Genomic DNA, 18,580 nt, shown 5'->3' on the forward strand with positions numbered 1-18,580 from the left:
CTCCCAGTAACGAAATGCACAGGCAGAGTATATCTGGCTCTAATCTGTGAGACAATCACTAGTTGTAACTCACTCAATAGAAAAAGAATAAGTTAGGCAGTGCTTGAGTAGAATCTCTTGGGGGCTGGCTCTGCCAATAAAAGTTTGTTGATGAATAGAAGATACTTTACAAATATATAAGATTGTCATTTAAGTCTTATTTGAATGTGCTTACACTAAAACGTGGTCTGAATAAATAAAAGTGTTGGACTTAAATCAATCAGTAACACGATATGGCAGAAGAACCTACATCTACCTTAACTAAAAACTATGTCTCTGCTGCCAATAGACTGTCAAGTAAACCGACAAAAGTAACTTCGACAGCATCAGCTCGCCAGTCCAGGTGGATGGTTCGCTTAGGTCATCTCCTCGCCGGCGCTTGGACAATAGGGGCAGCACTGTTGACTGCTTCTGGTTGGGGATTGGTTCAATTGACGGAAAATCAGGTGCTTTCTGGCTTTTTTCAACTGCGTGGGCCGATTGTGCCTCCAGAAGACATTGTAATTTTAGCAATAGATGATCAGTCAATATCAGTTCCCGAACAGTACTATAAAACAGATCCGAAACAGTACGCCTACCTAGAAACACTGAAATCTTATCCTTATCAACGTGCTGCATACTCCCAAGTCATCACAAAATTAATCAAAGCAGGTGCCCGCTCTGTAGCATTAGACGTTGTTTTTAACACCCCCAGTAGTTATGGAGTTTCTGACGATCGCCAATTCCAGGCAACATTGCAAAAATATGGCAGCAAAGTTACCTTAGCGGCTATCTACGAAAATTCCCAGACGCACCAAGGGTCTTTTACGCAACTGACAGGACCACAACGAATGTTTCGCACAGGGTCACTATCCATTGGCTCAGTTAATTTCCCCGTGGAGGTGGATGGTAAAGTTCACCGATTGGCGAGTGAGTTTTCTAAGTCCTTAGCTGAAGATAGTTTAATCGATAAGCTACCTTCTTTTGATGAAGCAGCGCTCAGGGCAGCACAAGTAAATTATCCCCGACCAAAGGGCGATCGCATTTATTTTTGGGGTCGTGCGGGTACATTTGAGCAAATACCCTTTTGGCACGTACTCGATCCGCAAAACTGGAACACCTATTTGCAACAGGGAAAGGTGTTCAAAGACAAGATCGTGCTGATTGGTGGAACAGATAAGTTAAACAATGATTATTATCCAGTCGCTGCAAGCATTGGTACTGAACCGATGTCCGGCGTGGAAATTCACGCCAATGCCATCGCCACTTTGATGTCAGGTAAAGCCATCGCCTCAGGAATCAACAGTCCACCGTTGCAGGGTTTGTTTGTGCTAGTGCTAGTTAGCAGTACAACCTTGATGATTAGCAGACGCAAGCGTAGTATCAATAGATTTCTCTATAGCCTCGCCCTGTCTGGCGCTTGGGGAGGAATTAGCTATGGGTTCTTTATCTATGGTCAGTTAATTTTTCCGACTACTATACCAATGATCGCGATCGCGATGACCGGACTTTCCTACCTGGGAACCTCGGTAGTGAGGGAAAGCATTAGAAAACGCCAATTAGTAGACATTTTTCAGAAGTATAAAACTTCCCCAGTTGTCCAAGAGATTATCAGCCAACAAGATGACTTTCAAGACCTAATCCAGCAACGAGATTTAGCCTTGTCAGGTAAAATACTGGCTCGACGCTACAAAATTGTCAAAGTTCTCGGTTCCGGTGGATTTAGCGAAACCTACATTGCCGAAGATACCCAACGTCCTGGGAATCCACGATGTGTTGTCAAACAACTCAAACCAGCCAGCACCAAATCAGAAGGGTTGCAACTTGCCAGACGTTTATTTAACTCAGAGGCGCAAACACTAGAAAAATTGGGAACGCACAATCAAATTCCTCAACTTTTGGCATATTTTGAAGAAGATGAAGAATTTTATTTAGTCCAAGAACAGATAATTGGTCATACTTTAAATCAGGAACTCCCAGCAGGTAGAGCAATTGAAGAAATTGCCGCGATCAAAATTGTTAGGGATTTATTGCAAACATTAACATTTATTCATAAAAACAACGTAATTCACCGGGATATTAAACCCAGCAATATCATTCGGCGACACTCAGACGGAAAACTGGTATTGATTGACTTTGGAGCAGTCAAAGAAGTTAGCACAAAACAGCTTGATACTCAAGAGCAAATCCCCTTCACCATTGGCATTGGGACTCAGGGTTACGCACCAAGCGAGCAATGTTTTGGCCGTCCACACTACAGTAGTGATATCTATGCAGTGGGTATGGTTGGAATTAAAGCCTTGACTGGTGTAGCACCCCGTGAGCTAGATAGAGATAGTGATGGGGAGATTAGATGGTGCGATGCCTACGGCGGTAAACTACGCACTCAGGTAAGCCACTCCGTAGCGAAAATTCTCAGTAAAATGGTGCTGGTTGACTTCAAACAGCGATATCAGTCTGCATCAGAGGCTCTTGAGGCTATTGAAGCTCTTCAAGTTCTGGATAATTCCGTAAATTCTGAAAGTAGACATCCCACAGCAGAAGATGATTTATTAATGAATACTTTAGATGAATTAGGTACCACCACAAAATCTTGCTCAAAACCATCCTCAGAAACTCCTTATTAGATGCAAAAGGAATAGCGATCGCTCGATTATTTCTAAGTTAGATTACCGAAGAAAGGCAGAGGGCAGGAGGCAGGAGGCAGGAGGAAGAAAATATATTTTTTGCCCTCTGCCAAACGGGTTTAGAGCAAGTAAATTTATTTATGAATAAAGGTAAAAAATGTATTTTGAGACGCGCAGCGCCAAAAATACAGCGTGCATTATAACCCCCGCAGTCATTTGCTGCAAGTAATGCTGTGAATATAGCGGTTCTCAGTTGAGTGCAATACAGACAGACCTAACCCCCAGCCCCTTCCCTTATAGGGAAGGGGAGTAAGATTCAAAGCCTCTCTCCTTTTAGGAGAGAGGAATGGAAGTGAGGTCAAACTGTATTGCATCCAAGTGAGAACCGCTATATTTTTGATTGTAGAGATGCGAAGCGGTACAAAGTACCGCTTCGCATCTCTACTGCTGATGGATTTACCCTGGATTCTGCCGCGCAATTCTCGCCACCACGATGGACTTAAACGCTTCTACTGCCTCCGGTGTAGGCTCGGTAGCTTGCCACGATGGACGTACAATCAAGCGATCGCACCAAGCACTTAGTTTGGGATAGTCACTTAAGGAAATGCCTACTCTCGGCAACCGCGTTACTACAGTTCCAGCTACAATTTCGACAAAAGTGAGGTTGTGACTAGCAAAGTAAGGGCGATCGTCTAATAAATTTTCAAAAAACTTCAGCACTGTGGCAATTTTTTGCTGTGCCGTCTTGATTTTTTCTGGATCTCCTCCAGGTAAGCCTAGAAACTGAGGTAAAAATGTGGTCGTTGCTGGCAAAAGTTCATTTACAGTTACCAGTTGTACCATGCGTGCGATCGCTAAATCCTTGGCATCTTTAGGCAACATCGCAGGTGTTGGATATCTTACCTCTAAATAGTCCAAAATTGCTAAAGATTCAACTATATTAAAGCCGTCATCTACCAACGCCGGAATGTGATGGAAGGGGCTAATTGCCAAAAACTCTGGTTTAAACTGCTCCCCATCCACTTTGATCTCTACTAATTCAAACTCAAGTCCTTTTTCTAGTAGAGCAATCCAGACGCGGCGTGAGTTGGGAGAAATCGGGGTGTGGTAAAGTGTCAGCACGAGAAAACCTCACAGCTTTATAAGTAAGGCGGACAATGCCAATTTTACACCTGATACTCAATTGAATTGTTCTAACAATGTCTCAACATCGGCATTGTGATCCAGAAAAGAAAATAAATGCCAATAGCGGAGTTTCCCTTCTTTATCTAATACAAACTGTGCTGGTAAAGGCGCTCCCAATGCTTGTCCTACTTGATAGGTACGAAATACTCGACAGATGGGATCACTCAGCAATGGCATTTTTAAGCCTAAATCCTTCACAACTATTTGACTCTGCCGTTCATCAGTACTAGTAACTAGTAAAACTTCTATACCGCGATTTTTAAATTTTTCGTAGTTCTCATTCAAAGCTTTGATGTGAGGAAAACAAAAGGGACAATATTGTTTTTCGGTAAAGATGCGAGTCAAGGCAAGTAATACTGGTTGCTTGCCTTTATAATCAGACAATTTTACTAAAGTTCCGTTGGTAATATCTGGCAGTTGAAAGTCTGGTGTTCCCACTTCCAGCCTGAGTTTATTAGTAGCTGGAACTGGTAAAAAATTGCGGAAGAATCGCTTATTTAATAAACCACTAAAATCAGTTGAAGTAAGCATGATACAATTTTGGATTTTAGATTTTGGATTGTCAAAGAGTTATAGCGTTTCCTAATTATATGAGTTAGTCATAGTCCCCTCTTCCCTTGCTCTTAGGGGGTTGTTTAAAAAGTCCTCTTATCGGTAGCAAAAAGTTCTAGATCCCCCTAAATCCCCCGATAAATTGGGGGACTTTGATTCTTCCCCCTTTTTAAGGCAGGGCTGTTTCATTCGATCTCTTAGAGATTTTGTCAATAGTATAAGTCAGAAATTTGCTTGATTTGGTTATCGAAAAGATACCACCTCAACGAGTAAATTTCAGTGCGATGTCTACGACGGGCTACGCCTACGCGATTTTCTCGCCCAATCAGATTTTTTAGTCACCTGACTTTTTTGCTTGAAACGCTTGTAAATCAGAGCCTTTTAGGGAATGAATCAGCCCTGCTTTTTAAGGGGGGTTAGGGGGGATTAATCAGTGCCAAAAGTTACAACCAACCACTTTTCAAACAACCTCTTAGGGAGTTGGAGGTGGGGTTATTGAACTTCACTCAACTGAGAACCGCTATATTAGATAATCTTTTGTTCACTGCATCTTTTACAATCATTGTTAAAACTGATATATATTTTTTTAACAATAATTATTTAAATACCATTTAGTCAAAAAACCACAGATAAATACCGAGCTTGACATTGTTTAATGTATACCTCTGTTTATCTGTGGTTTTCATTGATTTTGCTCTCAACTCCAACAGGATGAATTAGAGTTTGCTAGAACCGAGAAATTTAGACAGCAGAGAAGTAGACTTTAGACTTCACTGGGTCAGGATTCATTGTCTTGTCACCAGGTTGCCAACCAGCTGGGCAAACTTCGTCGGGGTGAGACTGAACATACTGAATTGCTTGTAATGTCCGCAGGGTTTCATCAACGCTGCGACCAAAAGCTAGATTGTTGATGGTAGCGTGCTGTATGATACCATCTTTATCGATGATGAATAGACCACGCAAGGCAATGCCTGCTGCTGGGTCAAGAACGTTATAAGCGGCACTAATCTCTTTCTTGATGTCAGAGACTAGAGGATAATTCAGGTCGCCAACGCCACCAGACTTACGATCTGTTTGAATCCAAGCGAGGTGGGAGAATTCACTATCAACGGAAGCCCCAAGGATTTCCGTATTAATTTTATTGAATTCTTCGTAGCGATCGCTAAATGCTGTGATTTCAGTGGGACAAACAAAGGTAAAGTCTAGTGGGTAGAAAAACAGGACGACATACTTCCCGCGATAATCGGCAAGTTTGATTGTCTTAAATTCCTGATCTACCACAGCCGTTGCTGTGAAATCGGGAGCTTGCTGACCAACGCGGAGGCTTCCTTCGGTTCCGTAAGTAAGGGACATTAACCTAATTCTCCTTTATCGGTTTAGTAGCGTTGGAATTCGGGTCAAGTAAAACTCACCCATCCACGCTCTCACAGTTTAGTTACGATCTGTTACGACTATATCATACTCATAACGATTTTGAGTAGCAAATGCCTGATTTAGATACAAGAGAATGGTTGCTTACTAATGGCTTGGGAAGTTTTGCTAGCGGTACTGTTTCTGGTGTCCGCACGCGCACTTATCATGGTTGGCTGTTTGCGGCAACAAACCCACCTTCTGGGCGGACTCTGCTGTTTTCGCACCTAGAAGCTAGCTTGGAAGTATTAGGAAACGTCGTGCCACTGGGCACAAATTTTTGGGGTAACGGTAAGATTGAGCCGACAGGCTACGAACTGCTACGTCATTTTGATATTAACCCAGTTCCAAAATGGACTTGGGGTAAAGATAACTGGCAGTTAACCAGACAGTTGGTGATGCCAATTGGTTTGGTCGGGACTGGGGACTGGGGACTAGGGACTGGGGAGTGGGCACAAGGGAAGATAAGCAATGCCCAATGCCCAATGCCCAATGCCCCTGCCCAATTTTGCCATCGGATTTTAATCCAGTATCACTACGAGGGAAGTGATACAGCGATTTTACGGTTGCGACTGTTGATAGCAGAACGTGACTTTCACCACCAGCAGACTGCTAGTGAAGAATTAAAGTTCTCACAATTGCTAGGGCAACAGCAAGTCTGTCTGCAAGCAATCCATTCTGGGCATTTCGGTATACCTTGGCACTTGCGCTGGACACAAGGAAATTATCAACCAGATGCAGTTTGGTATTGGAATTATCGATTGTCTGAGGAGACGAAACGCGGATTAGGCGACAAAGAAGACCTCCACAGTCCTGGTTACTTGATAGTCACACTCCAACCAGGAGATACGGTGACTCTAGAAGCACGAGTAGGTTTTCCCGACTCAGTGCAAGCTGTTCTCAACCCCGAAACCTTTGCAGAATCTCTAGAGTTAGAGCAAGAAAGGCTCTCACAAATTTTTGGATGGAGTAAAGAGGGGACTGGGGAAGAGTTTTCCAATTCCCAATTCCTAATCCCTAATCCCCAATTCCCAATGCCCAATACTTCTCTACGAGAGGCTGCGCCAACGGCGTCTCGTAGAGAAGGGATACCCAATACCCAATCTCCAATCTGGCAACAACTACTCAAAGCAAGCGATCAGTTTATTGTCTATCGAGCCTCAATAGCAGGCCCGACAGTCATTGCTGGTTATCACTGGTTTAATGACTGGGGACGTGACACATTAATCGCCTTACCGGGGTTGGCGCTAGTTCCACAGCGCTTTGACTTGGCAAAAGGAGTATTGCGAACTTTTGGGCATTATTGTCGCCACGGTTTGATTCCTAATGCATTTCCTGATGTCAATGGCGAACCAATTTATAATAGTATTGATGCGGCGTTGTGGTGGATTGAAACTTTAGGACTTTATTTAGAAGCTACCCAAGACTGGGATTTTTTGGCAGAGCAATTTCCCGTAGTACAGCAAATCTACAAAGCATTTATGGGTGGTACACATTTCAATATCCAAGTCGATGCTACTGATGGGCTAGTTAGTTGGGATGCTCGTGGTGTAGCCCTCACCTGGATGGATGTGGTAATTGGGTCACACCCCATCACACCCCGTCACGGGAAGCCAGTGGAAATCAATGCACTGTGGTATTCTGCTTTATGTTGGCTGAGTCAGTGGGCGGAGCGCTTGAGCCAGCTTGAGTATGGCTCGCCAGCCCGTCTCACTAAGCAAGCACAGCGTTATGCTCAACAAGCACGACATATAAAAACCTCGCTGCAAAAGTTCTGGAATCCTCAGCTAGGTTATCTATACGATACGATTGAGCCGGACGATCGCCGGAATTTTCAAATTCGCCCCAATGCCGTTTTAGCACTGTCGCTACATCATTGTGGGTTTTCCGAACAGCAAGGATGTCAGATATTAGATTTGGCAACTACCAGCTTGCTCACCCCCTATGGTCTTCGCAGTCTCGATCCAGGAGATCCCGAATACAAAGGGAAGTACGAGGGCAACCAAGAGCGACGCGATCGCGCTTATCACCAAGGCACTGTTTGGACTTGGCTAATTGGGCCATATATTCGGGCTTGGCAACGTTTTTATCCACAACAAGCGCTGCCTTTTGATTGGAAACCCCTGCTAGATCACTTCCTATTTGACGCTTGTCTTGGTTCTATTTCTGAGATTTTTGATGGCGATTCACCTCACACACCCAGAGGAGCGATCGCTCAAGCTTGGTCAGTTGGTGAAGTAATCCGCCACATTCAATAGTGCTGAGTCTTGAATATTAGTGCCAAGTGTATTGTATCTGAAGGGGCGATCGCTTCTCTGTTGACTGCAATACAGACCTAACCCCCAGCCCCTTCCCTACGTTCGCGTAGCAGAAGTGCGGGAAGGGGAGTAAGATTCAAAGCCTCTCTCCTAAAAGGAGAGAGGAATGGAAGTGAGGTCAAAACTGTAATGCACCCAAGCGAGAACCGCTATAGTTTTCCTGAACCAGCAAAACCGACTTCACCGGACGCTTGATATAATTTCCCTCCAAATCAACCTTCCCGTAAAAGGTTTTGCCATTGTAATAAAGCGAAGATGAACTCCCTCCATCCAGATTCATCGCTTGATCAGCACCAAGAGTTTTCATAAAATTAGCTAATGCTGGCAACGACACCCCAGAGTTAGCGGCAGCCGAGGGTTTTTGAGCCACCATAACTAAAATAACGCTGCCATCACGGGTGATACCCACAGCAGTTCTGGCATTGGGTTGGTTGCTGCCAAGTGCATCTCGTTTATTGGCATTATCCACAAAGCCTTCTTTTACTAACGTGAGTTCTGGTAATAGGCGTGGACCAGCACCTATCGCATCGACTAACTGACAACCTGCTGGTGGTGACTGACTATGTAAAGCAATGGAATAGCTGATAATTTGCCCACATAAGTAGCGGCGGAATTCTGTGCGATTAAATATTTGATCCAGATAAGGTTTCAAGTTGGGATTGTTCACCAGCCGTTCGTTTTCCTTGGGGTCAGCTACCAACTTTCGTTGTACAACAATATAAGATGTAGATTTTTGGTTGGCTGGGTCAAAAAAGCCTGCGTTCAAAATAGCTACGGCTCGATGCTTTTGGGCAAATTCCTCTACAGTGGCTACCTTCTGTGATAATGCCGGAGTTACCAAAAATCTGCTATTGGCTGGAATTAACACTATATGAGCTATGCTTTGGGGCAAAGTGCGCTCGAAGTAGCGGATAGTTTTTGGTGGTGAAGATGCAACAGTTGATATTGATGGTGTTGAGGAATGCAAATTAAACCACAACACCATTGCTAAACTAATTAATATCAAAGCCAGTAGTTTGATTTTTCTCACATTTAAACCCGCTTGTGGTTAGCTCAAACAAAGTTGCATATCATACCGCAAAACTTGATTGAATTTTGGAACGTCTACACACGCCCAACTGAGCGAAATGGCTTAGGGCGTAGTGTAGCAGAAACACACGCAGAAGTTAACGATTTTAGCAAGTATACATGGTAAAATCTAAGAAAGTTGCAAAACACCTTACTCTTCATAGGGATTGAAACGCTTCAAACTTACTAAATCCCCTCACCGGGACTGAAACTAAGACCATGTTAGAAATTACAAACCTGAAAAATATCTCTAAAAAATTCGCTATAGCCAGAAATTCTCCTTCTTTCAAAGAAAATGAGGCAATGAGAGCTATTGCATATAGCATGGATTTACTACTACCTGGTTTGTATATATGGCTACTCGGCTTTAGTTTTCGCATTGGTGGGAGCATACCAGATGATATTCCCTATAAATATCCTGGTAAAATTCACAGTAATACTGGAATTGCTTTAGTATTACCAGGATATAGAATTATTACGACTTACCAGGGTAGCTATGACCCTAAACAGACATCAGATACAGGGACTAACAGCTTTTAACGTATCGCGGAAGTCCCCACCCTCAATGTACTCATAGGGTGGGGATAAGGAGTCGTCAATCTTGTGGCTAGGCGATTTGTCAATGTAATCTTCAATCATTTGAGTCACTGTTTTTTCCTTGAAAGTGGCATGGTTTTTTAGTTTGTTGAAACGCTTTTCTGATATACGAATATGTACTTCCTTTGTTTTCATAAATATGTCTGTAGTGTGGATATATCTATGGGAATATATAAATGGTTGTTGACCCACCCACTCGACTCATATAACAAACGGCCACAGTAGCGGTAATACGCTTGCCTAGACTAAGAGCGAGAGAAAGGGGGAAAGACCTCGGTCACTGGTTCGTATGGTTACGCCCTGCGGTAAAAAATAAGCCACACAGGGGTGTACGAAAAAGTAATAAAACTGTCTGCCGAAGGCGGACGGCTGCGCGGGTTCTTCCTGAGAAGATAAAGGTAGCAATACCAGAAACGCTGTGTAAGACCATTATCGGGTTTAGTCCCGAATATCAAGAGTGATATACCCAACGTGGCAACGACGAATGAGACGCGAAACGATGATGGTTGTTATCTTTGAAGCTCCGGCTTCAGCGAAGCAAGCCGGAGTACTTCACTTGTACGGTTCTCGACTCAAATACTTTTGAAACCTTAATGACTCAGGCAGGGTATTCAATCTCAGGTAGCGCACCTGCACAGTCTAATAGAATAAAAGTATGGTGGATTCTTGAAGAAGAATTCAGAAGTCAGAATTCAGGAGTCAGAATCAATCAGTCGGGGATTCAGACCCGCGACTGATTGAAGACCACTAAATTAAAAATTTAGTGGGGGTATTAAACCCGATTATTCATCCGCCAGTCGTACAGAAAACATTGCTGAATTCTGACTCCTGACTCCTGAATTCTGTTCGATAACGAATACCCAAGAGTCGAGTGTGTATATAGTCCAGACAAGACAATAGTTATAACGGCATATCATATTAGCTGATATTTTTTATTTCTATTAAGCAATTTTTAGCGTGTATAGAAATTTTTGGTTGATATGATTTTTGTAGTCTGTGATATTTTAACCAGCAAAATAAATTAGCTATCTTTTATAACTGATTCCAATTCTGGAGATAGTGAATGTGTGTCTCTGAATGTTAAGGCAGGGAAGTAAACTGTAAATTGAGTACCTCTGCCTACCTGACTGTAAACATTGACAAAACCACCGTGATTCTTAATGATGCCCAACGCTGTGGAAAGTCCTAAACCTGTACCTTTCCCTATCTCTTTGGTGGTGAAAAATGGTTCAAAAATCCGTTGCTGGACTGACGACGACATCCCCATACCAGTATCCGTCACCACGATCGCAATATAAGAACCCGCTTTCGCATCAATATTTATCTGGACAGAATGTTCACCAATTACCAGATTTTCCGCCGCAATCCTTAAAATCCCGCCATTGGGCATAGCATCGCGGGCGTTAACTACTAAATTTATCAGCACCTGATGTAATTGAGTTGTGTCTCCACGCACGTACCACAGATTTTTGGGGATATCTATTTGGCAAATGATGGATTCGGGGAATGTTTGAGCGATAATTTGCTCAATTTCTGCCATCAAAGGCTGAATTTGGACAATTGTCTGTTTACCTTCAATACCCCGTGCAAAGGACAAAACTTGCTTGAGTAAATTAGCGCCGCGTTTAACATTATTTTCTAAAGTTTGCAGTATTTGCTGACTCTGCTGATCGGGCAATTTCTTCTGCAACAGTTGAACTGCCATTAAAATTGGAGATAGTATATTGTTGAGGTCATGAACGATACCGCCAGCTAGAGTGCCCATACTCTCCAAACGTTGCGATCGCACAAGTTGAGCTTCCAGTTGTTTCTGCTGCGTGATTTCGGTGTTCACACTCAAAATGGATTTGGGTTGTCCATTATCATCTCGGATCAGCATCCACCGACTTTCAACAATAATTACTTTGCCTTCCCTTGTCAGTTGATGCAACTCACCCCGCCACTCACCCGTATTCATTACCCTTAAGTAAGCATCTTCTAGCTGTGGTGAAATCTCTTTATACAAAAGCTGCAAAACATTCTTACCCACAACTTCCTCAGCCTTCCAGCCGTGCAGACGTTCAGCGCCTTTATTCCAAAACAAGATTTGGTTGTGGATATTTCGTACCAGAATCGCGTCAGTTGATACATCCAGCAGCAACCCTTGTTCACGGATTTTCTGTTGTGCCTGTTTTTGCTGGGTTATATCTCGCGTCAGTGCCAAATGGATGAACGTCCCATCAGACTCGTTACGCAGTGGTACGCCATGAGTTTCCATATAACGGCGGGTGCCTTGAAATCCAATGATTTCAAACTCCAAAGTCCCCTTGTTACCTTGGCAGATACTTTCATGCAAGTCCGCAAAGGCTGCTTTATACTCTGGCACAATTACGGCATCAATTGGTTTACCAATCAAGACATCAGCACTTTCCACTTCCATCATTGCCAGCCCTTCTGCATTAATTTCTAAAAGGGTGCCGTCCCTGGCAATTAATTTAATGCATTCTGGTTCTGCATCTATCATGGCTCGTAAACGATTTTCACTTTGGCGTAAGGCCACCTCCGTCTGCTGAAGTTGTCTGATATAACGCCACAACAAATCATACAGCAGCGCCACCAGCACCAAATCTACAACAGCAGCGATAAAAAATGTCACTATCGCCTTTTGGGAACTTGCTTGTGACTGCTGCATTCCCTGCTGCAATAAATTTTGCTCCGCCTTTAAAGAGTCGTGAATTAGCTGTTGGATTTCTTTGCCAATTTGCTGATCTTTATCAGATAACATTAGCTGCCGAACTGCTTTTAATCCCTGGTTTTGTCTGAGGGAAATTTCTTGTTGCAGAATGTTGAGTCTCTTGGTAATTTCCGGCTTCAGCAAAGAAATCGACTGCTGCTTATGATGGTTATCAGCAGTTAACTTACTGAGAATCTGAATATTGCTATTAGTTTGTTGAGCAGCTGCAAGATAGATTTGTAAATCATCTGCACCTGCTGTAATTAGATAATTACGTTGTGCAGTTTCAGTATCTTTAAGGGTAGATTGGATACTTTCAATTTGAGTAATAACTTTATATGAGTATGTCACCTCTTGCTGCTTGTGAATCAGTTTAACAGTGTTGCTATATGAAACTACAGCATTAGTCAATACAACTGCCAATGCTAGGACGAATATTGCTTTCAGCTTTTGGACTCTATAGGATTTTTTGTTCATGCGATCGCCCCTTCTGCCGCAGATTACTTGCATCAGTTAAGATTAAACATTAAAAAAAAATACCGACAATGCTTGAAGGATTTTGATAACACTGGTAGCAAAATACAATCTGTTAAAGTTGTAAATATATGGATTTCTTGGGATGATGATTTATACATAATAGTCACAAATAAATCCGCTAATTTTTAATATAAATTCATTTTTACAGTAATGTGGGCAATGCAGTTTAGATCAGATAAATTGCCTATTAACAGAGAGTAGGCAATAATACCAAAAATCACTTAATGACCAAACCACGTATTGTCTGCAAGACAACTTTTTTACAGGGTCATAACTTTTACACTGGACTCTGTGTTGAGCTATTTCCGACAGATCACAACCCCATTTCTGGGATATGTGATTCGTTTTAGCTTTTTGTTAATTCTTTTGCTAATCCTGTAGCAATCGGTAATTTTATCTGCCCAATGTGCATCACCAAGCTTTGCCGCGCCTATTCCAGAAATGGCTCGGCTTTGCAACGGTGATGGCTTTTTAGTTCCAACTAAGTGGTGCTAGTTATTGCCGTGATCACAACGCGGCGCGAAATATAAAACACAGGGCGGAGGGTCATCCCGTCCTTTTTAAAGCTAGGGAAATGTCCGACGGGTTGCCGGGAGTCACCTAGAAGCCCGCGCTGTCCCGAAGGGCAGCATCGGGAGTATGTCACTGTGGAAATCTTAATTTCAGCAAGCGTCAGCAAACTGCTGATTTACGGGGTATGATTGCCGTTGTCACAGGAGCCAGGGTAAAGATTGGTCATGGGGTAGCGTTGAGGCTGTTGCGAGATGGTGCAACTGTGATCGCAACAAGCCGTTTTCCCCATGACGCAGCAAAAAAGTATGCAGCAGAGCCAGATTTTCTAGAATGGCAACATCGGTTGCAACTTTACGGACTCGATTTGCGCCATCTCCACAGTGTTGAGCAATTTACCCAACACGTTTGCCAGTTTTACCCGCGACTCGACATTATTATCAATTAATTAATGCGATCGCTCCATTTATCAATGAAGGCAGGAGACAGAGGGCAGGAGGCAGGAGGAAAACTGCCCTCTATTTCCTGCCGCGACCAGACTCTTCTTGGGTTTAAGACCCATTCCAAAATCTCTGCCTCCTGCCTCCTGCCTTCTTCACCATTAACAGCTTCTCGGTAGGAAAACGTTCTAGACACCCCCACCCCGATAAATTGGGTAAATTTAATTCTTGACATGATTCACATATTATGCCAATAATAATAGTTTGTGGAAACTTTACTTCTTAATATAAGCTCTTGGCTAACGTCATTGTCATAGGTGCCCAATGGGGCGATGAAGGAAAAGGTAAAATAACTGACTTACTCAGCCGTTCCGCAGATGTTGTGGTGCGTTATCAAGGGGGTGTCAATGCTGGACACACAATTGTAGTCAAAGGTCAGACCTTGAAACTGCACTTGATTCCCTCTGGTATTTTGTATCCAAATACCGATTGCATTATCGGCTGTGGGACAGTCATCGATCCACAGATTTTGATTGCAGAAATCGACCAACTAAAAGAATTAAATATTTCCACTGACCACCTGCTGATATCTGAGACAGCCCACGTCACCATGCCTTATCATCGGTTGATTGATCAGGCATCGGAAGAACGACGGGGGAGCCATAAGATCGGCACAACAGGTAGGGGTATTGGGCCGACTTATGCTGACAAATCTGAACGTACAGGCATTCGAGTTTTAGACTTGATGGACCCGGATGGGCTACGTGAGCAGTTGGAGTGGACGATTAATTATAAAAACGTCATTTTAGAAAAGCTTTACAACTTGCCGCCTCTAGATGCACAAGAGGTGATTAAGGAGTATTTGGGTTATGCAGAACGCTTGCGGCCTTACGTTATTGATACATCGTTGAAAATATCCGATGCGATTCAGCGACGGCGCAATATTTTGTTTGAAGGCGCACAAGGTACGCTCCTCGATCTAGATCATGGAACTTATCCTTATGTCACCTCCTCTAACCCCGTGGCAGGGGGGGCTTGCGTTGGTACAGGGGTAGGCCCGACAATGATTGACCGGGTTATTGGGGTTTCAAAAGCCTATACAACACGAGTGGGAGAAGGACCATTTCCCACCGAATTGCATGGAGAGTTGGGCGAATTATTGTGCGATCGCGGTGCCGAATTTGGCACAACCACCGGACGCAAACGACGCTGCGGCTGGTTTGATGCCGTTATCGGTCGCTATGCCGTGCGGATTAATGGCATGGATTGTATGGCGCTCACCAAACTGGATGTCCTCGATGAATTAGAGTCAATCCAAGTTTGTGTCGCTTATGACATAGATGGCCAACGTAGCGAACACTTCCCTACCAGTTCCCGTAAATTTGCTAGATGTCGCCCCATCTACAAAACCTTACCAGGATGGCAAGTGTCAACAACTGACTGCCGCACCCTAGAAGACTTGCCACAGCAAGCACTGGACTATGTAAAATTCTTAGCCGGGTTGATGGAAGTCCCGATTGCGATCGTCTCACTCGGAGCCAGCCGCGATCAAACCATAATTGTAGAAGACCCCATCCACGGACCCAAACGCGCTCTATTGCACCCTGACGGCACACCTGCAACCTTGCTAAGTGCATAAATTAGTCATTAGTAATTTGCTAATGACCAATGACTAATGACAAATGACTAATGACAAAGGACAACTTATATGGCTATTACAGTCGAATCTCAAAAACGTCCAGAAGGCAGCAAGCCAAGAGCTTTGCGCCGTTCTGGACTGATACCCGCCAATTTGTATGGTCATAAGGGTACAGAATCCATTTCTTTAACCATTAATGCCAAAGTTGTTGAGCGCTTGCTCAAAAGAGCTTCAGTCAACAACACCTTGATTGATTTAAACGTTACTGATGTACCTTGGCGCGGTAAAGCCTTACTGCGGGAACTTCAGATCCATCCAGCAAAAGGTACACCTTACCACCTCAGCTTTTTCGCAGTTGCCGGCCACGGCGACACTACCGTAGGAGTTCGGTTGCGTTTTGTGGGAACTGCTATTGGTGTTAAACAAGATGGTGGTGTGTTAGACACCGTAATCTCTGAATTGCAAGTGAGTTGTGCGCCAGAAAATATCCCAGATGTAATAGAAATCGATGTCTCTAACCTGAAAATCGGAGACAGCTTGAGTATTAGTGATATCCCCTTTCCGGAAGGTGTAACACCTCTAGCTGAATTAGAGCGACTTGTTGTGAGCGTTTTGCAACCACAAATTAGTGCTGCTGATGCTGGCACAGAAACTGAAACAGCTTCTTAAGCTAGATAAACTGTGTAATAATTTTTGATGATACCAGGGGGAAACTCCTGGTTTTTTTGTATTTGAACCGCAGAGGCCAGAGATGACAGAAGCGACTCTTCCAGTTTTAGTTCAGCAAATGTTGCAGCCTGGATTTTATCCCCATGCGGTAACAGAACCTATTCAACTAATTCAAACCCATATTTCTTATGTGCTGTTAACTGGAGATTATGCCTATAAGCTGAAAAAACCTGTGAATTTTGGCTTTTTGGACTTTTCCACCTTAGAGAAGCGGCAGCATTTTTGTCACGAAGAGTTGCGGTTAAATCAACGGGGTGCTGGTGAACTGTATTTAGAAGTTTTGCCCATAACTTTGGTAGGGGAGCAATACCAGTTAGGGGGAACGGGCGAGGCTGTAGAATATGTGCTGAAGATGCGCCAGTTTCCTCAAGAGTCGCTATTAAGTACACTCTTTGAAGAAGGTAAGTTAAATGAGACACACCTAGAAGAGTTGGGACGGGTGGTGGCTCAATACCATGCCGACGCACAGACGAACGATTACATTCGCACTTTTGGTGAAGTGCCAAAAGTCCGGGCTGCCTTTGATGAGAATTATGAGCAAACTGAGAAGTATATTGGTGGTCCCCAAACTCAGGCGCAATTTACAGAAACAAAGCAATATACAGATAACTTTTTTGCAGAACGTCCAGAATTATTTGCTAGCAGAATTCACAACGATTATATTCGTGAATGTCACGGAGATTTACACCTGAAAAATATTGCTCTGTGGCACGATAAAATCTTGCTATTCGATTGCATTGAGTTTAATGAGCCATTTCGTTTTGTCGATGTGATGTACGATGTGGCGTTCACGGTGATGGATTTGTCAGCTCGTCAGCGCCAAGATTTGGGTAATGCGTTTTTGAATGCCTATATAGAGCAAACTGGAGACTGGGAAGGCTTACAGGTATTGCCCTTGTATTTAAGTCGTCAGGCTTATGTCCGGGCAAAGGTGACATCATTTTTGCTCGACGATGGGAGTGTACCCGCGACGGTAAAGGAAGAGGCGACAAAAACTGCTGCTGACTATTACAAACAGGCTTGGGAGTACACTAAACCAAAGCTGGGACAACTAATTTTGATGTCGGGGTTGTCGGGTTCTGGTAAAAGTACCACAGCAAAGTATTTAGCCCGTCAACAGGGAGCGATTCACCTGCGTTCGGATGCGGTGCGGAAACATTTAGGGGGAATTCCCTTGTGGGAAAAGGGTGGCGATGATTTGTATACACCTGAAATGACCCAGAAAACTTACACACGGTTGTTGGAATTGGGGATTATACTGGCTAAACAAGGTTTTTGTGTAATTTTGGATGCCAAGTATGATAAACAGCAGTTACGGCAAGAAGCGATCGCCCAAGCTACAAAGCACCAACTTCCCCTTCAGATTTTCCAATGCACAGCACCGCTAGAAGTTCTCAAAGAGCGTCTGAACAAACGCACTGGTGATATTGCTGATGCCACTGCCGATTTATTAGTCTCGCAAATCAAACAAGCTGAACCTTTCACTGAAGAAGAACAATCTTACGTAAAGATTTTGGATACAACTCAACCACAACAGTCACAATTAAAATAATTCATAATTATTAATTATTAATTCGTAATTGAATTGAAAATTACTAATTACGAATTAATAATTAGTTAATAGTCTTTTTTGATTATATGGCAGACAAAAAGAACGATTTTTTCAGTATTTCTCCCAGTTTCTTTTCTCAGCTGTTATTTGGGGCATTTTTAGCTTTTATATTAAAAATGACCGGCTCCGCACTACCTCTGAGCATCTTCTTAGGTATTATGGGGGGTTTCATCTTAAGCTGGATCACAAATGCAACCAGTAATAGTCCCCAGCCTCCAACTGTCGCCTCCTCTGATGGTGTCGATACAGGATTGAAATACTGGTTATTTTTCATGCTTGGTTTTGTATATTTGGGATATCCAGCACCCATGAGTATCTTGCTAGGTGGAATAGGCGCTTTAGCTGGAGGCTGGATTACTGCTTGGTGGGGAAGCAAGGAAGAAACTAGAACTCAGTTGCAAGTTGAAGAGTCTGAAGAAGGTGAAGTTGAACCAACAAATGAGAGGATCAACAAACGGCAAACAAGAAGAACTACCCAGCGTTACCGTCGCGGTGCTGGAAGTAGTTTCAATTTCCGGTTTTGGGAAAAGTAGTAATTTGGGGATTGGGCATTGGGCAAGGGTCTAAAATCTTAGGTTTGCTCTATGCCAATACTCGTAAATTGGCGTTCGCGTAGCGTGTCCTT

14 protein-coding genes are annotated in these 18,580 nt (G+C 43.4%); 8 read left to right on the forward strand and 6 right to left on the reverse strand.

Annotated features, from left to right (window positions below; translation table 11 throughout):
* Nucleotides 1-272: 272 nt before the first annotated feature.
* Nucleotides 273-2,645, forward strand: coding sequence for a CHASE2 domain-containing serine/threonine-protein kinase (locus V7K97_RS01970; protein WP_334799023.1), 2,373 nt, complete (start codon nt 273-275; stop codon nt 2,643-2,645).
* A 456-nt stretch (nt 2,646-3,101) separates the two neighbouring features.
* Here the strand turns inward: V7K97_RS01970 and V7K97_RS01975 are convergent, their stop codons facing one another.
* The 3 genes from V7K97_RS01975 to V7K97_RS01985 form a co-directional block, all read right to left on the reverse strand.
* On the reverse strand, nt 3,102-3,767 hold the full coding sequence (locus tag V7K97_RS01975; protein WP_334799024.1) for a glutathione S-transferase family protein: 666 nt from the start codon (nt 3,765-3,767) through the stop codon (nt 3,102-3,104).
* A 57-nt stretch (nt 3,768-3,824) separates the two neighbouring features.
* Nucleotides 3,825-4,361, reverse strand: a complete 537-nt coding sequence (locus V7K97_RS01980; protein WP_334799025.1) for a peroxiredoxin family protein — start codon at nt 4,359-4,361, stop codon at nt 3,825-3,827.
* Between the two features lie 762 nt (nt 4,362-5,123).
* The gene (locus V7K97_RS01985) at nt 5,124-5,735 is read right to left on the reverse strand and encodes a peroxiredoxin (protein ID WP_334799026.1); all 612 of its coding nucleotides are present in this window, start codon (nt 5,733-5,735) and stop codon (nt 5,124-5,126) included.
* A 131-nt stretch (nt 5,736-5,866) separates the two neighbouring features.
* Between V7K97_RS01985 and V7K97_RS01990 the strand changes: the two genes are divergently transcribed.
* Complete coding sequence (locus V7K97_RS01990; protein WP_334799027.1) at nt 5,867-8,050, forward strand: amylo-alpha-1,6-glucosidase; 2,184 nt, start codon at nt 5,867-5,869, stop codon at nt 8,048-8,050.
* Nucleotides 8,051-8,228: 178 nt separating this feature from the next.
* Here the strand turns inward: V7K97_RS01990 and V7K97_RS01995 are convergent, their stop codons facing one another.
* The gene (locus V7K97_RS01995) at nt 8,229-9,140 is read right to left on the reverse strand and encodes a phosphodiester glycosidase family protein (protein WP_334799028.1); all 912 of its coding nucleotides are present in this window, start codon (nt 9,138-9,140) and stop codon (nt 8,229-8,231) included.
* Between the two features lie 257 nt (nt 9,141-9,397).
* Here V7K97_RS01995 and V7K97_RS02000 point away from each other — a divergent pair, with 257 nt between their 5' ends.
* Nucleotides 9,398-9,718 (forward strand): hypothetical protein, encoded by a 321-nt coding sequence (locus tag V7K97_RS02000; RefSeq protein WP_334799029.1) that lies wholly within the window; start codon nt 9,398-9,400, stop codon nt 9,716-9,718.
* A 1,078-nt stretch (nt 9,719-10,796) separates the two neighbouring features.
* Here the strand turns inward: V7K97_RS02000 and V7K97_RS02005 are convergent.
* Complete coding sequence (locus V7K97_RS02005; RefSeq protein ID WP_334799030.1) at nt 10,797-12,998, reverse strand: PAS domain S-box protein; 2,202 nt, start codon at nt 12,996-12,998, stop codon at nt 10,797-10,799.
* A 724-nt stretch (nt 12,999-13,722) separates the two neighbouring features.
* On the opposite strand from V7K97_RS02005, the gene V7K97_RS02010 reads away from it, so the two are divergent.
* A complete protein-coding gene (locus V7K97_RS02010; RefSeq protein ID WP_334799031.1) occupies nt 13,723-13,983 on the forward strand; it encodes an SDR family NAD(P)-dependent oxidoreductase in 261 nt (86 codons plus the stop codon).
* Here the strand turns inward: V7K97_RS02010 and V7K97_RS02015 are convergent.
* Nucleotides 13,980-14,210, reverse strand: a complete 231-nt coding sequence (locus V7K97_RS02015) for a hypothetical protein (protein ID WP_334799032.1) — start codon at nt 14,208-14,210, stop codon at nt 13,980-13,982. The two genes, V7K97_RS02010 and V7K97_RS02015, sit on opposite strands and share 4 nt — an antisense overlap.
* A gap of 60 nt (nt 14,211-14,270) precedes the next feature.
* Between V7K97_RS02015 and V7K97_RS02020 the strand changes: the two genes are divergently transcribed.
* The 4 genes from V7K97_RS02020 to V7K97_RS02035 all read left to right on the forward strand — a co-directional run bounded on the left by V7K97_RS02020 (nt 14,271) and on the right by V7K97_RS02035 (nt 18,488).
* Entirely contained in the window at nt 14,271-15,614 is a 1,344-nt protein-coding gene (locus tag V7K97_RS02020) for an adenylosuccinate synthase (RefSeq protein ID WP_334799033.1), read from the forward strand.
* A 69-nt stretch (nt 15,615-15,683) separates the two neighbouring features.
* Nucleotides 15,684-16,283 (forward strand): 50S ribosomal protein L25/general stress protein Ctc, encoded by a 600-nt coding sequence (locus V7K97_RS02025; protein ID WP_334799034.1) that lies wholly within the window; start codon nt 15,684-15,686, stop codon nt 16,281-16,283.
* A gap of 82 nt (nt 16,284-16,365) precedes the next feature.
* On the forward strand, nt 16,366-17,895 hold the full coding sequence (locus tag V7K97_RS02030; RefSeq protein WP_334799035.1) for a bifunctional aminoglycoside phosphotransferase/ATP-binding protein: 1,530 nt from the start codon (nt 16,366-16,368) through the stop codon (nt 17,893-17,895).
* 86 nt (nt 17,896-17,981) lie between these two features.
* Nucleotides 17,982-18,488 carry a hypothetical protein gene (locus V7K97_RS02035; protein WP_334799036.1) on the forward strand — a complete coding sequence of 169 codons (507 nt, stop codon included), beginning with the start codon at nt 17,982-17,984 and terminating at the stop codon, nt 18,486-18,488.
* Nucleotides 18,489-18,580 lie beyond the last annotated feature (92 nt).

The organism is Nostoc sp. (assembly GCF_036917815.1).
In the GTDB taxonomy this organism is placed as follows: domain Bacteria; phylum Cyanobacteriota; class Cyanobacteriia; order Cyanobacteriales; family Nostocaceae; genus Nostoc.

Coding starts and splice junctions, on each gene's coding strand:
- V7K97_RS01970 (WP_334799023.1), top strand. CDS start 273: ATGGCAGAAGAACCTACATCTACCTTAACTAAAAACTATGTCTCTGCT.
- V7K97_RS01980 (WP_334799025.1), bottom strand. CDS start 4,361: ATGCTTACTTCAACTGATTTTAGTGGTTTATTAAATAAGCGATTCTTC.
- V7K97_RS01985 (WP_334799026.1), bottom strand. CDS start 5,735: ATGTCCCTTACTTACGGAACCGAAGGAAGCCTCCGCGTTGGTCAGCAA.
- V7K97_RS01990 (WP_334799027.1), top strand. CDS start 5,867: ATGCCTGATTTAGATACAAGAGAATGGTTGCTTACTAATGGCTTGGGA.
- V7K97_RS02000 (WP_334799029.1), top strand. CDS start 9,398: ATGTTAGAAATTACAAACCTGAAAAATATCTCTAAAAAATTCGCTATA.
- V7K97_RS02005 (WP_334799030.1), bottom strand. CDS start 12,998: ATGCAAGTAATCTGCGGCAGAAGGGGCGATCGCATGAACAAAAAATCC.
- V7K97_RS02010 (WP_334799031.1), top strand. CDS start 13,723: ATGATTGCCGTTGTCACAGGAGCCAGGGTAAAGATTGGTCATGGGGTA.
- V7K97_RS02015 (WP_334799032.1), bottom strand. CDS start 14,210: ATGTCAAGAATTAAATTTACCCAATTTATCGGGGTGGGGGTGTCTAGA.
- V7K97_RS02025 (WP_334799034.1), top strand. CDS start 15,684: ATGGCTATTACAGTCGAATCTCAAAAACGTCCAGAAGGCAGCAAGCCA.
- V7K97_RS02030 (WP_334799035.1), top strand. CDS start 16,366: ATGACAGAAGCGACTCTTCCAGTTTTAGTTCAGCAAATGTTGCAGCCT.
- V7K97_RS02035 (WP_334799036.1), top strand. CDS start 17,982: ATGGCAGACAAAAAGAACGATTTTTTCAGTATTTCTCCCAGTTTCTTT.